The organism is Pantoea sp. SGAir0430 (genome assembly GCF_043549295.1).
Genome location: NZ_CP039427.1, coordinates 89,175 through 103,474, shown reverse-complemented (window position 1 = coordinate 103,474; position 14,300 = coordinate 89,175). Strand labels below are relative to the sequence as shown.

Sequence of the window (14,300 nt, the reverse complement as noted above, 5' to 3'; positions counted from 1 at the left end):
TCTCTTGACTGGCTTAACTTAAGTTATTCATCTTCATCTGCAGCATCTGCTTCAGCGCAGGAGAAGCCTGCGATTCCGCACCTTTACTCCAGGCATCGCGGGCGCCCTGCTTATCGCCTTTGCTCAGCAGTGCTTCGCCACGAATGTCCGCCACAATGGCTGTCCAGCCATCACCCTTCACATTGTTCAGGGTAGTAAGGGCGGCATCGGCCTGATTTTGCTGCAGTTGAATGCGTGCCAGACGCAGGTTGATCACCGCCTGCAGATTGGCATCTTTGGTGTCTTTCAGCCCGCTCTGTAACAGCGTGATGGCTTTGTCTAACTGATTGGCGGCAACGTACTGTTTAGCCAGATCCAGCGCGGCCAGCGCACCGTAGGTGTTGTTGTTCTCGCTGGCGAAGCTGGCGACCGCTTCCAGCGTCTGCGGCTTGTCTGCCTGCATGGCGCTGGTCAGCTGCTGATACTGCGCCGACGCGGCTTTGTCCGCTCCTTCCTGATGGCTGCTCCAGAAACGCCAGCCACCCAGCGCAGCGATACCGACGATGACCCCGACCGCCAGCGCTTTGCCATTATTGGCAAAGAAGCGACGCAGCGCATCAACCTGTTCGTTTTCGTTGCTGTAAACTTCCACGCAATCCCTCTCCTTAAAATGCCTGTTGCAGTGCTGCGCTTACTGCAGCAGCGTGTGCAGCGTCGCGGCGGCGTCGCTCTGCGCCAGCGTCTGCTGATCGCCGGTGCGCAGGTCTTTAATCACCACCTGGCCCGCTTTCACTTCGTCTTCGCCCAGCACCAGCGCAATGCGTGCACCCCACTTGTCTGCACGGGCAAACTGCTTCTTGAAGTTACCGCCGCCGAAGTTGGTCATCAGCTTCAGCGCCGGGTCGGCATCACGCAGTTTTTCCGCCAGTTGCATCGCGGCGGACTGCACGCCCTGCCCCGAAGCGATAACATAGACATCAACAATGCGCGTCGGTTCAAATTCCGGATTCACCGCCTGCACCAGCAGCACCAGACGCTCGAGCCCCATGGCAAAACCGACCGCCGGCGTTGCGCGGCCGCCCAGTTGCTCCACCAGACCATCATAGCGACCGCCACCGCACACGGTGCCCTGCGAGCCGAGGCTGCTGGTCACCCATTCGAACACGGTGCGGTTGTAGTAGTCGAGGCCGCGCACCAGGCGCTGATTGATGCGGTATTTGATGCCGGCATCGTCGAGCAGCGCGCACAGGCCGCTGAAGTGTTCACGTGACTCCTCGTCGAGGAATTCACCCAGCGTCGGCGCGTCGTTCAGCAGCGTCTGAATATCCGGATTTTTACTGTCCAGCACGCGCAGCGGATTGGTATACATGCGGCGTTTGCAATCTTCGTCCAGCACCTCTTTATGCTGTTCGAGGAAGGCCACCAGCGCGCTGCGGTAGTTGGCGCGTGCTTCCAGTGAACCGATGGAGTTCAGCTCCAGCTCAACGTGGTCAGCAATACCCAGCGCTTTCCACCAGCGATGGGTCAGCATAATCAGCTCGGCGTCCACGTCCGGCCCCTGCAGGCCAAACACTTCCACACCCATCTGGTGGAACTGGCGATAGCGCCCCTTCTGCGGACGCTCGTAGCGGAACATCGGACCGATGTACCACAGGCGCTGCTCCTGATTGTACAGCAGACCATGTTCGATACCGGCGCGCACGCAGCCTGCGGTGCCTTCCGGACGCAGCGTCAGGCTCTCGCCGTTGCGGTCTTCAAAGGTATACATCTCTTTTTCAACCACGTCGGTGACTTCACCGATCGCGCGGCTGAACAGGGGGGTTTGCTCGACGATTGGCAGACGGATTTCACTGTAGCCGTAGCTGGCCAGCACCTGCTTCAGGGTGCCCTCAATACGCTGCCAGATGGCGGTATCTGCCGGCAGGTAATCGTTCATCCCGCGAATCGCTTGAATATTCTTCGCCACGTTAGAATCTCTTAATACAAAAAAACCTGTCCGGCATCATACCTTATGAGGATGAAACCGCACAGGTTCAATCACAACTGGCGTGCGCCGGGCGCACACCGTCCTTTATTTTTCCAGCTGCTGCACGTTGATGCGGCGGCTCTCGTCCAGCATGGTGGCTTTCGCACGGATGCGCGCTTCCAGCTGATCGATCATGTCATTGTTGTCGAGGCGATCGCGCTGGCGCACGCCATCTTCGTAGAAACCGCTCTTCTTGTTGCCGCCGGTGACGCCGAGCGTCGAGACCGTGGCTTCGCCGGGACCGTTCACCACGCAGCCAATGATCGAGACGTCCATCGGCGTGATGATGTCTTCCAGCCGCTCTTCCAGCGCGTTCACCGTGCCAATGACGTCAAACTCCTGGCGCGAACAGGTCGGGCAGGCGATGAAGTTGATGCCGCGTGAGCGGATGCGCAGTGATTTCAGGATGTCGTAGCCGACTTTCACTTCTTCAACCGGGTCGGCGGCCAGCGAAATGCGCAGCGTATCGCCAATCCCTTCCGCCAGCAGCAGACCAAGGCCGATCGCTGATTTCACCGCACCCGCACGCGCGCCACCGGCTTCGGTGATGCCAAGGTGCAACGGCTGATCGATGGCTTTTGCCAGCAGACGGTAAGATTCCACCGCCAGGAACACATCGGAGGCTTTGACGCTCACTTTGAACTGGTCAAAGTTGAGGCGATCGAGGTGATCAACATGACGCATCGCGGATTCGAGCAGCGCCTGCGGCGTTGGCTCACCGTATTTTTCCTGCAGATCTTTTTCCAGCGAACCGGCGTTAACGCCGATACGAATCGGAATATTGTGGTCACGGGCGCAATCCACTACCTGGCGAATACGCTCGTTGTTACCGATGTTGCCCGGGTTAATGCGCAGGCAATCGACGCCGTACTCGGCCACTTTCAGAGCGATGCGGTAGTCAAAGTGAATGTCCGCTACCAGCGGCACGTTGACCTGCTGCTTAATCAGTTTGAAGGCTTCCGCCGCATCCATGGTGGGCACGGACACACGCACGATATCCACGCCGACGCGCTCCAGCTGACGAATCTGATTCACCGTGGCTTCGACGTCCGTGGTACGGGTGTTGGTCATTGACTGAACGGCGATAGGCGCGCCATCGCCAACCGGCACCTTGCCGACGTAAATACGTGTAGATTTGCGACGGATAATGGGTGCTTCGTTATGCATATTCTCTCTCCACAATTACCCGGAAAGCGCGCTGCGCGTTATTGCGCACCCAGCGTCAGACGGGCAACCTGGTTATTACGGATAAAACGACTTAAATCAACGGGCTGATTCTGATATTGCACGTCAACCGCACCCGGAGCGCCAATTTTCAGACGATACGGAGCGGTGCCGGACAGGCTGAGTTTACCGCCGCTACGTTGCAATCCGCTGAACAGCTTCTTACCGGTCGCATCGGTGACTTCCAGCCAGCAGTCTGCTTTGAAGTTCATCACCACGGCGTTAGGATCGCCCGCGGGCTGGCTGACGGCAGCGGTACCGGTTGGCATTGAGCCTGCCGGCACGCTGTTGGCCGGCGCCGGTGAGGTGGCCGCTGGCGGTGCGTTGTCAATCGGCGCCTGGCTCGGAGACACCACCGCGTTGTCGCTGCTGGTTGCCGTGTTGCTGCTGGTCGCTGCTGGCGCACTGCTGGTAATGCCAGCGTTGTCTGGCGTGCTGACCGCACCGGCACCGGTGTCAATCGGGGTACCGGCCGCGTTAGTGTCGCTGTCGGTAGTGCTGTCCGTGCTGTTGTCACCCAGCGGAATCGACTGGCTGTTGTCGCTGCTGCTGCCGTTCTGGTCAGCCATCGACACCAGATCCGCCTGCGAGGCTTTATGGTTCTGCCACCACCAGGCGCCGGTCAGGCCGACCACCACGAAAATCACCAGCCAGGTGAAGATCATCAACCAGCCGTCACGCTTTTTACGACGCTTACCCAGTGAGAAGCTCTGCATCGGCTCAATTTTCGCCGCACGCACCGGAGCCTGCTTCGCCATCATCGGCAGCAGGTCATCTTCAGGTACATGCACCAGACGCGCATAAGAGCGAATGTAGCCGCGCAGGAAGGTCGAGGCCAAATCCGCCGGGGATTTATCCTCTTCAATATCACGCACGGTAGAAAGTTTCAGGCACAGGCGCTCAGCGACGTTTTGCTGGGTCAGCCCCATCTGCTCACGGGCCAGACGCAGGCGTTCACCTGTGGAATGTACTGCAGAATTCTCTTGAGTGGCTTCAGTATTCATTAGCTAAATAACGCTGGTACTGTATCGATTGTGGAAAACTTCGCGCCAACCGGTCGCCATAACGTGTAACGTCAGCAGCGTTTCCCTGTTGCGCGGCGAAACGTATCTGTAACCCCAGACTCTCTGCCGTTGCCGGCAAATGCTGATGGTAAACTTCTAAAAGCAGCGGCACTGAAGCCCACTGCTGCTGTTCAAGCCGTCGTTCCACTTCCGTCAGCAGCATACTGCCCTGCTCCGGTGCGGCATCCAGCGCGAGATCGAACTGCTGGCGCGCGGCGCGATCCTCTCCCGCCTGCAGGTAACAATAGCCCGAAAACAGCAGGGCATCCTGAGCGGCGTCGCTGTGCTGCGCTTCAGTTGCCAGCTTAAACTGTTGATGCGCTTCGTCATACTGCCTCAAACCGCAGAGAAACGCACCGTAATTGTTAGCCACATAACCATTCAGCGGCGCTAACTGCTGCGCGCGCTGGTAGTAATGGCGCGTCCGGGCGTTATTCTGCTGTGCCTGCGCGACGCGCGCAAGCGCCAGCGGCACCCGGTAATCGCGCGGCGCGGCCTGCTGCGCGCGCAGCAAATTGCGCTGCGCCGCGGCATAATCCTTCACCGCCAGATAGTGCAATCCCAGCTGCAGCCGGATATCAGCCGCGCCGTGCCGCGCCGGTGCTTCGACACACCCGGTTACAACAAAGCCGGCCAGCAGCGCGGCGGGTAATCCTTTACGCATCTCAGTCTCTCCCTGTCAGTTCAGCGCAGAGACTGCCATGCCTGACGCCCGATGCGTAGCAGCGGGCGCGATCTTTCAGAGCGCCTTCACAGAGATGGCTTCACCGGCCATTTTTTTACGCAGCGTACGCTTGGTGCGGTCGATAACATCGCCCGCCAGCTGACCACAGGCGGCATCAATGTCGTCGCCGCGCGTTTTACGCACGATGGTAGTGAAACCGTACTCCATCAGCACTTTGGAGAAGCGGTCAATACGGCTGTTTGAGCTGCGGCCATACGGCGCGCCCGGGAAGGGGTTCCACGGGATCAGGTTGATCTTGCACGGCGTCTCTTTCAGCAGCGCCGCCAGCTCATGCGCATGTTCGGTGCTGTCGTTGACGTGATCCAGCATCACGTACTCAATCGTCACGCGGCCCTGATTGGCGTTGGATTTGCCAATGTAGCGCTTCACCGCCGCCAGGAAGGACTCGATGTTGTACTTTTTGTTGATTGGCACGATGTCATCGCGGATGGTGTCATTCGGTGCGTGCAGCGAAATCGCCAGCGCCACGTCGATCATATCGCCGAGCTTATCCAGCGCCGGCACTACGCCCGAGGTCGACAGCGTCACGCGACGTTTGGAGAGGCCGAAACCGAAGTCATCCAGCATGATCTCCATCGCCGGCACCACGTTGGTGAGGTTGAGCAGCGGCTCGCCCATGCCCATCATGACCACGTTGGTGATCGGACGCTGGCCGGTCACTTTAGCGGCACCGATAATTTTTGCCGCGCGCCATACCTGACCAATGATTTCAGACACGCGCAGGTTACGGTTAAAGCCCTGCTGCGCGGTCGAACAGAATTTACACTCCAGCGCACAGCCTACCTGCGAGGAGACGCACAGCGTGGCGCGGTCGGCTTCCGGGATATAAACGGTTTCCACCAGCTGATCGCCGACGCGAATCGCCCACTTGATGGTGCCATCGCTGGAGCGCATCTCTTCCGCCACTTCCGGCGCACGAATTTCAGCGCGCTGCATCAGCTTGCCACGCAGCACTTTATTGATGTCTGTCATCTGCTCGAAATCATCGCAGCAGTAGTGGTACATCCACTTCATGACCTGATCGGCACGGAACGGTTTTTCGCCCATCTCAACAAAGAATTCGCGCATCTGCTGACGGTTAAGATCCAGCAGGTTAATTTTTTCGTTTTTCGGGGAAACAACCACGGGGGAAGCGGACGATGGCGTCACAATCTGTTCGGACATAATGTTCTCTGGCCTCGTTGTTACACGTTACGGCTCTGGTTAAGAATAGGAAAAAAACAGCGCCCTCACTGAGCCAGGCTCAACAAGGGCGCATAATTGTACTACATCTGCTGCGTGATGCCAGGGGAACGTCTTAGCCACCGGTTACAAGGTGTAAAGACGTCTGTCCGCATCCGCTACCGCGCACTTAGCGGGTACGTGGGCAGACTTCGTTTTCTGCGAAGAAGTAAGCGATTTCGCGTGCCGCAGATTCTGCAGAGTCAGAACCGTGGGTGGCGTTTTCGGTGAAGCTGTCTGCATAGTCAGCACGCAGCGTACCGGCCAGCGCGTTGTCCGGGTTAGTTGCACCCATCAGATCGCGGTGACGCTGGATAGCGTTTTCGCCTTCCAGAACAGATACCACAACCGGGCCAGAAGTCATGAACTCAACCAGACCATCAAAGAACGGACGGCCTTTGTGCTCCGCGTAGAAGCCTTCAGCCTGCTCTTTGGTCAGGTGCAGCATTTTCGCACCAACGATTTTGAAGCCAGCGCTTTCGAAACGGTTGTAGATAGCACCAATCACGTTCTTAGCGACGGCGTTTGGTTTGATGATGGAGAAAGTGCGTTCGATTGCCATGATTACCTCTGATTAGCATCCTGAAGAAACCGGGAACCCGCTCCCGGTAAGAAAACGCGCCGATTATAGGGAGATCGGCGCGCCTTGCCTATGAGTGAAGAGAGGAATTATTGAAAATAATTGATTTCTGTCGGGGCAAACACGCAAAAAATATGCCATAGCGCTGCGTTTAGCCACGCGTGAAGGACACCGAAGCCAGCTGCCCGGCCTCATCCATCACCACCAGCTGATAACGACCGGGCTCGCGCAGCACCAGCGAGGCGCTGTTTTTTCCCGCCGCCAGTTCCACCGGCTGCCCGTTTAAAAACCACCAGCGCTGCGTACCCTGCCCGCCCTGCACCGCCACCGGCAGCAGCAATACGACCTTACCGGGCAGCGGCTGCACGCGCTGGCCATTGATCACGCCGGTCACCAGCAACGGCGCGCTGTCCCCCTGATTCAGCGGCGGACAGGTCGCATCCACGGGCGGCAGGCGCTGCGCCCGCCGTTCGCCCGGCGGCAGCCACGGCTCGAGCGGCAGCGGCCACATCACGCGTTCCCGGCTTTGCGCATCCGGACAATCCGCCGCCACGCGCAGCCCTTTGCTGTTTTGCCAGAAGCGCTGGCGTAAGCCATTGACGCCCTCCTGACCCGGCGCCAGCAGCGTTGGCGGCACGGTCTGATTCAGCACCCAGCTGTAACGCCGCTGCCGGCAGTTCTCGTCGCCAGCGGGCAACGGCTGGCCGCCGGGCCAGCAGATACTGACGGCGCTGACCGTCGCCGGGCGCGGATCGCCGCGCACGCCGCGCGCCGGCAGGTGTCCCGCCAGCAGGTGATTAACCTGCTGCATCACCGGCACCGCCGACGCGTAACCGAACTGGCCGGCAACCGGTGTGGCATCCGGCCTGCCCACCCAGACGCCAATCAGATAGCGCGGCGTGATACCGACGCTCCAGGCATCGCGATAACCGTAGCTGGTGCCGGTTTTCCACGCCAGCGGCACGATATCGGCGACCGCCCCGCTGGCGGCAGGCTGTGCCTCACCGGCGAGAATGCGGCGCACAATCCACGCCGCGCCAGGCGACAGTAACGGGCGCTGCAGCAACGGCTGCTGTGGCAGCCAGCGCAGCTGTGCAGCATTACCGTGGCGGGCAAAGGCGCTGTAGGCGGCGACAATGTCGTCCAGCCGCGCGCCGGTGCCGCCCAGCACCAGCGACAGATTCGGTTCACCGCCCGCCGGAAAGCGCAGATTCAGGCCGACGTTGCGCAGCCGCGCGGCGACGTTTTTCGGTCCAAGCGCCTCCAGCAGCTGCACCGCCGGCAGATTGAGCGAACGCTGCAGCGCTTCACTGGCGCTGACCGGGCCGTGAAAGCCGCTGTCGAAATTGCCGGGACGATAGTCACCAAAGCGGCGTGGCACATCCTGCAGCAGCGATTCGCCATGAATCAGGCCTTCATCCAGCGCCATGCCGTAGACAAACGGCTTGAGCAGCGATCCCGGCGAACGCACGCTGGCAATCATATCCACATGGCCAAAGCGGCTGTCGTCATTGAAAGACACCGAGCCGACGTAGCCGCGCACCTTCATGGTGCTGTGGTCGACAACCAGCAGTGCCAGCGAGGTGCTCGGCGGCAGCCGGGTTTGCAGCGACGCAGCGAGGTTCTCCAGTTCACGCTGCAACGACACATCCAGCGTGGAGGTAATTTTGCTGTCGGGCAACAGCGACAGCAGCCGGCGCGCCAGCAGCGGTGCCAGCTGCGGCAACTGGCGCGGCGGCAGCCATACCGGCTCCTGTTTGATTTCGGCGACGGTCTGCGCCGGCCACACCTGATACTGCGCCAGGCGGTCCAGCACTTTATTACGGGCAGCTTCAGCGCGCTGCGGCCAGCGGTCCGGGCGCAAACGGCTGGGTGCCTGCGGCAGCACCGCCAGCAGCGCCGCCTCGCCGCGGGTAAGCTGCGACGCCGGTTTGCCCAGCCACATCCAGCTGGCAGCGCCGACGCCCTCAACCGTGCCACCAAACGGGGCGCGGTTGAGATACAGCGTGAGGATCTCGCGCTTTGACAGATGCCACTCCAGCTGCAGCGCGCGCCACGCCTGCACCACTTTGCCACGCAGGGTACGCGGCTGCGGATCAATCAGCCGCGCCACCTGCATAGTCAGCGTGCTGCCGCCGGAGACAATGTCGTGCTGCAGCAGGTTTTGCCCGACGGCGCGCACTATCGCCAGCGGGTTAATGCCGGGATGGTGCCAGAACCAGCGGTCTTCGTAGGTCAGCAGAGCCTCAATATAAGCCGGTGACACCTCGTCCAGCGTCACCGGATAGCGCCACACACCCTGTCGATCGGCAAAGCGCCACAGCGGCGTGCCATCTTCCGCTACCACCACCCGCGCCGGCTGTAACTGGCGCAGCGGCAGCGGATCGAGCCGGTCCAGCAGCCATACTGCGCCCATCAGCAGCAGTAACAGCAGCGCCAGCCCGCACAGGCGTCGGTGGCGCTGCGTCACGGGCGCTTAACGCACATGAAGTTTTTCCGGCGTGGTGCCGATGGCGCGCCACGCGGGCACATACATCGACTCCACCTGCGGTGGCGGCAGACGATAACTGCCCGGCGTCACCGCACGCGCCAGATACAGCAGCGTGCCGGGTGTGTAGTCATCCAGCGCCAGCGCGGCGACAAAGCGGTCGTCGCGAAACTCAAGATGTTTAATGTTGGCCTGCTGCATGTCCATCATGCTCTCTTTCAGCGCATCGGCACTGTCGCCCAGGCTGGCGCTGCTGTCGCTCAGGTTTTGATTTTCCAGCTCCAGCCCGGCCGGCAGCAGATCCACCACCAGCGCATCGCTGACGCGCTGGCTGGCGCCCACCTTCAGCCGCACCACCAGCAGCTCACCGCTCTTAAGGTTATTGAGATCGGCCGGTTTGCCGTCCAGCGTGAAGTATTCGCGACTGATGCTGAGCACGTTGCTGACCGGTGACGGCGCAGTGCGCGGATAGCCGACCACATTGAGCGTGCCGTACAGCGGCGACGGTGTGTCGCTGGTCACCGTCAGGCCCTGCTGCAACTGCTGCGCGCTCAGCCCGAGACTCAGCGGCCGATCGCTGCGCAGCGGCTGGTCCTGCAGCATGGCCTGCCAGGTCTCACCCGGATGCTGCTGCAGCGTCCGCGCGGCGAGGAACAGCGCATTATTCTCCTGGGTGGAGAACCAGCGCTGCCCGTGCAGCGTTTGCGCCAGTTCAATCAGCAATGGTCCCTGCTGCTCCGGCAGCAGCTGATTTTCCGTCAGCAGCGCCAGCGTTAGCGCGCGGTCACGCAGCGGACTGCCGTAATCGCCCAGCCACATGTCAGGCTGGCGTTGCAGCGCGATGCCCTGCATCAGCGCCAGCTGCGCGCGCTGCGTATCGCCCATCTGCTGTAGCGCCACGCCAAGCTGCACCAGCGCCAGTCCGGACTTCGCCTGGGCGCGTTGGTCATACAGCGCCCGCAGCGCGCCGAGCGGCGCCTGCTGCTGACGCGCCAGCACCAGCCCCGCATAGGCCTGCACGCTAAAACGCAGCGCATCGGCATCGCTGCTCCAGCTGGTTTCGATTTGCGCCGGATCCTGCAAATAACGCAGCAGGCGCTGGTCGGCGCGATTAATCACGCCCTCCGGCACGCTGTAGCCCGCTTCGCTGGCGCGCAGCAGGAAGTCGGTGACGTAAGCGGTGAGCCAGAACTCCTCGCTGCTCTCTTTGCTCCACAGGCCAAAGCTGCCGTTACCGCGCTGCATGCCGGCCAGGCGCGCAATGCCGGTGTCAATTGCCGCGCGGCGCGCCTCATCGCTGCTGGTTTTGATGCCCATCGCGCTGAGCTGGGCGTGATTGGTGAAGAGTGAAGGCCAGATACCGCTGGCGGTCTGCTCCAGACAGCCATAGGGATAAGCGTAAAGCTGGCTGATGTAGCTGGCGATATTCAGCGGCGGCTGAGAACTCAGCGACAGCTGGCCATTCAGCGTGCTGGCCTGCAGGCCGTTGAAAGCGCTCGCCATCACCTGCCAGCGCTGCCCGCTGTTCATTACGTTCTCGAAACTCAGGGTTTGCGCCGGATAAGCCGGACGCACGCCAATCTTCCAGCGGCGCACGCTCGGTGCCAGCGTCTCGTTCGGCAGGCTCAGCCCCGAAACGGTCACCTGCACGTCGCCCTCGCCAAAACCGTCCTGCGCTTTAACCGGAATCGCCAGCGTGGTTCGCGCCCCCTTCGCCAGCTGCACCCTGGCCGGGATTTGGCCGTTGAGTGCAATCAAGCCGCTTGCGTTGACCGCGACGTTCAACGTTTGAGGTTGATCGGTGAGGTTGGTCAAATCCAGCGCCAGTGTTGATTGATCGCCGCTGGCAAGAAAGCGCGGCGTCGCCAGTTCGCTTACCAGCGGTGCGGCGACCACCATTTTACGATCCGCCGCGCCGAAACTGTCTTCGCTCCACACCTGCGCCATCAGCCGCAGCTCGCCGTTGAAGGCCGGTACCGGCAGTTCCAGCGTGCCCTCGCCGCTGGCATCCAGCGTCACCGGTTGCAGCTGCTGCGCCACAATCTGCGCCTCGGTGACCGGCTTTTTACCGCCGCGCGACAGCGCATCGGCATCATCACCGTCACCGCCAAAACGCAGCGCCGCCAGTTTGCCACCGCCCTCAATCAACTGCCCGAACACGTCATACTGATCGGCGTTGTAGCGCTTGCGGCCAAAGAAGCCGTTCCACGGATCGGGGGTGGCATAGTCGGTAATGCTCAGCACGCCGCTGTCCACCGCCGACAACAATACCTGCACCTGCTGCGGCAGCGCACCGCCCTCGCGGCGGGCTTTAACCTTCACTTGCACAGTTTGTTCCGGCCGAATCCTGTCCGGTGCCTCCAGCGCCAGCGTCAGGCGGCGCGCGGCGGTTGCCATCGGCAGATGCAACAAGCCGACCGCGCGTTTTGGCGTGGTGCCGTTCGCTTTGTCGCCGTCGCGCACCACAATCGCGCTAAGATACAGATCGTGGCGTTTCCACTCCGCACTGACTGGCACATTAATGGTTGCACCGCCCGCCGGCACATCCAGCGGTTGCCACCACAAGGTGCCGCTGCTCGACTCCACCAGCAAATAGCCTTTGCCGGCCGCCGGGGATTCCACCGTGACACGCGCGGTGTCGCCGGGTTGATAGGCTGCTTTGTCGATCTTCAGTTTGACCTGATCCGGACGCAGCGCCCCGGTGCCGTTAGTGTTGTCCTGCCACCAGTAACCAGCCTGGAAACGCACGCTGCTGACGATGTTGTCACCGGCATGCACTTCAAGACGATAGGTGCCCCACTCTACCGGGAAGCTGACTTTCTGACTGCCGCCCGCCGCAATGCTGATGCGCTGCTGCTCTTCCTGCAGATCTTTCTGGTCAAAGCGTGACTGCCAGCCTTCGCTGTCAGAGAAGCTCCAGAAGTAGTCGCGACGTTCGTGGATCAAACGCACATCAAGGTCCTGCGCCGCCAGCTTTTCGCCCTGCGCATTGGCGTATACCACGTCAAATTCGGCGATGCTGTTTTCCGGTACGGTTGGCTCGTCGTTATAACGATCGGTGCGATAGTCGTACACCGATTCGCGGTTAAACAACGGACGAATGCCCGGCAGCGCTGGCGCAGGCCAGATCGCTTGCGTGGCACGCCGCGTTACCGGACGACCGCCGGTCTCCAGCAGGCTGGCCTGCAAAATCAGGTTGAGCGGAGAGTGGCTCTCCGCCCAGCTGCTTTCGACCTTAAGCTGCAGCCTGCCGCTGTCGTCCAGCTTTTCATCCACATCATCAAGGCTACGTTTCAGTTCCTCAGTGATGTCGCCAAACTGGTAACCTGGCAACGCAGCGACCGCTTCACGCGCCGGACGCAGGAACAGCTGGCCCTGTAGTTCGTTGCCTGCCGCTGGCGCACCATACAAATAGCGACCTTCGATATCAAAGGTGACGTCGGCATCTGGCGACAGTGGCTGAGTGTTGCTTTTAAGCGACAGCGCCATCCGTTCGGGCAGGAAATCTTCTACATTGAACGGCCAGCTGCGCGGCTGGTTGTCGCCGCTGTTAATACGCAGCGTCCATTTACCGGTCATCGCCGAGGCCGGTAAGGCAAAACGTTGTTGATAAACGCCGTTCTCTGCTTGCCAGACGAAGGTTTGTGCCACTTCACCATTCGGCTGCACCACTTCAGCTTTCACCGGCTGCGGCGGCAGTGGTTTGCCATCGGCATCGCGCAGCAGCGCATTAACGATGACCGTTTCGCCGGGGCGATAGAGATCGCGCGGGCCAAAAATGAAGAACTGTTTGTCGTAGCCTTGCGGGCCATCAATCGGGAATTCGGCCAGATCCAGCGCCGGGCGATTAAGGTCGATGAGCGAAGTCTGGCCTTTACTGGTCGCCAGCAGCAGCTTGCCTTTGGCGTTAGCCGCTAAACGCAGATGCCCCTCGCTATCACTGCTGCCGCTCGCCAGCTGTTGGCCTTTCTCATCCAGTAGCTGCACGCTGACATCCGCCAGCGGATCGCCACTGGCGAGGCTTTGTGTAAACAGTTCCAGTTGGGTGGGAAAACGGTGCAGCGACAAACCAATGTCGCTCAGGGTGAACAGTGTCGCCGGTTGCGTGTAGTTGTAGGTGCCGGCCTGTTTCATCACCGCCAGATAGACACCCGGCTGTTTCAGCGCCGCGACGTCGCCGAGCGGCAGCTGCATTTTTTCCCGCGTATTGCGTGCCGGGTTGAGATCGAAGCGGCCGCTGTAAACCAGATCGGCGTTTTTCAGCAGATCGCGCGATTCCCAGTACGACAAATTGTTGCCGTAATTCCACTGGGCGAGAAAATCCGCGAGCGTGGCATTTTTCACCCGGAAGAAATCAACATCGATCTGGTTAACGTTGAGCGCCAGCACCGGCAGGCCCTGCGCCAGGCGCAGCGGCAGCAGCGAGCCACGACTGGCGAAACCGACCATCGGCTGGATGTCGCGCGTGGTGAGTGTCTGGCTGAATGGGCTGGCTAAGGCACTGCCATCCGCGGCCTTCAGGCCGGCATTGACGGTGACGGTGAGCTTGCGCGCCGGCTGCGGATGACGGAAGCGCAGCACTTTGCCGTTCTGCGCCAGCTCCCAGCCTCCGTCGACCTTGCCGCTGCTGTCATCGGTGAGGCTGATCCAGTGGTTAAAATCCTGCTGACCGTCGAGCGCGCGGTTAAAGGTCAGTACCAGCGCCGCCGCGCCGTCCAGCTGCAGCTCGGACAGGTCGATCACCGCAAGAGCGCGTGTCGCGGCCTGCGGCGCAGGCGTATCAGCCGCCTGCAGCGACGGCTGCGCGCCGCCCAGTAATGCGCCGCCGATCAGCACGCTGAACAGCAGTCGTTTTACACATCTTGCCATGGTAATTCCCTCACCAGCCCCAAAAGGTTAAACGTGTTGTGCTGCGCAATTTCACATCAAGCCGCCAACTTTAGCAATGTTACCCTTGAGATAGCCTTCACATT

Annotated in this window: 9 protein-coding genes; all 9 read right to left on the bottom strand. The window is 60.9% G+C overall.

The window, feature by feature from the left end; genetic code table 11:
* Positions 1-13: 13 nt before the first annotated feature.
* On the bottom strand, positions 14-631 hold the full coding sequence (locus E7738_RS00570; protein WP_021506561.1) for a YfgM family protein: 618 nt from the start codon (positions 629-631) through the stop codon (positions 14-16).
* A 39-nt stretch (positions 632-670) separates the two neighbouring features.
* Positions 671-1,945, bottom strand: coding sequence for a histidine--tRNA ligase (hisS, locus tag E7738_RS00565; protein ID WP_058770848.1), 1,275 nt, complete (start codon positions 1,943-1,945; stop codon positions 671-673).
* Between the two features lie 105 nt (positions 1,946-2,050).
* The gene (gene ispG / locus E7738_RS00560; protein WP_021506559.1) at positions 2,051-3,172 is read right to left on the bottom strand and encodes a flavodoxin-dependent (E)-4-hydroxy-3-methylbut-2-enyl-diphosphate synthase; all 1,122 of its coding nucleotides are present in this window, start codon (positions 3,170-3,172) and stop codon (positions 2,051-2,053) included.
* A gap of 38 nt (positions 3,173-3,210) precedes the next feature.
* Positions 3,211-4,233 carry a cytoskeleton protein RodZ gene (gene rodZ / locus E7738_RS00555; protein ID WP_058781734.1) on the bottom strand — a complete coding sequence of 341 codons (1,023 nt, stop codon included), beginning with the start codon at positions 4,231-4,233 and terminating at the stop codon, positions 3,211-3,213.
* Positions 4,223-4,957 carry a type IV pilus biogenesis/stability protein PilW gene (pilW, locus tag E7738_RS00550; protein ID WP_058770850.1) on the bottom strand — a complete coding sequence of 245 codons (735 nt, stop codon included), beginning with the start codon at positions 4,955-4,957 and terminating at the stop codon, positions 4,223-4,225. The genes rodZ and pilW overlap by 11 nt, the downstream gene beginning before the upstream one ends.
* Positions 4,958-5,032: 75 nt before the next feature.
* Positions 5,033-6,202 (bottom strand): bifunctional tRNA (adenosine(37)-C2)-methyltransferase TrmG/ribosomal RNA large subunit methyltransferase RlmN, encoded by a 1,170-nt coding sequence (locus E7738_RS00545; RefSeq protein WP_394515989.1) that lies wholly within the window; start codon positions 6,200-6,202, stop codon positions 5,033-5,035.
* 187 nt (positions 6,203-6,389) lie between these two features.
* The gene (gene ndk, locus E7738_RS00540) at positions 6,390-6,821 is read right to left on the bottom strand and encodes a nucleoside-diphosphate kinase (protein WP_021506555.1); all 432 of its coding nucleotides are present in this window, start codon (positions 6,819-6,821) and stop codon (positions 6,390-6,392) included.
* Between the two features lie 169 nt (positions 6,822-6,990).
* A complete protein-coding gene (gene pbpC / locus E7738_RS00535) occupies positions 6,991-9,255 on the bottom strand; it encodes a peptidoglycan glycosyltransferase PbpC (RefSeq protein WP_394516321.1) in 2,265 nt (754 codons plus the stop codon).
* 60 nt (positions 9,256-9,315) lie between these two features.
* Entirely contained in the window at positions 9,316-14,196 is a 4,881-nt protein-coding gene (locus E7738_RS00530; RefSeq protein ID WP_394515988.1) for an alpha-2-macroglobulin family protein, read from the bottom strand.
* Positions 14,197-14,300: the final 104 nt, after the last annotated feature.

Bases quoted from the DNA above. Each gene is read 5' to 3' on its own strand.
- ispG (WP_021506559.1), bottom strand. From the start codon at position 3,172: ATGCATAACGAAGCACCCATTATCCGTCGCAAATCTACACGTATTTAC.
- rodZ (WP_058781734.1), bottom strand. From the start codon at position 4,233: ATGAATACTGAAGCCACTCAAGAGAATTCTGCAGTACATTCCACAGGT.
- pilW (WP_058770850.1), bottom strand. From the start codon at position 4,957: ATGCGTAAAGGATTACCCGCCGCGCTGCTGGCCGGCTTTGTTGTAACC.
- E7738_RS00545 (WP_394515989.1), bottom strand. From the start codon at position 6,202: ATGTCCGAACAGATTGTGACGCCATCGTCCGCTTCCCCCGTGGTTGTT.
- ndk (WP_021506555.1), bottom strand. From the start codon at position 6,821: ATGGCAATCGAACGCACTTTCTCCATCATCAAACCAAACGCCGTCGCT.
- pbpC (WP_394516321.1), bottom strand. From the start codon at position 9,255: ATGGGCGCAGTATGGCTGCTGGACCGGCTCGATCCGCTGCCGCTGCGC.
- E7738_RS00530 (WP_394515988.1), bottom strand. From the start codon at position 14,196: ATGGCAAGATGTGTAAAACGACTGCTGTTCAGCGTGCTGATCGGCGGC.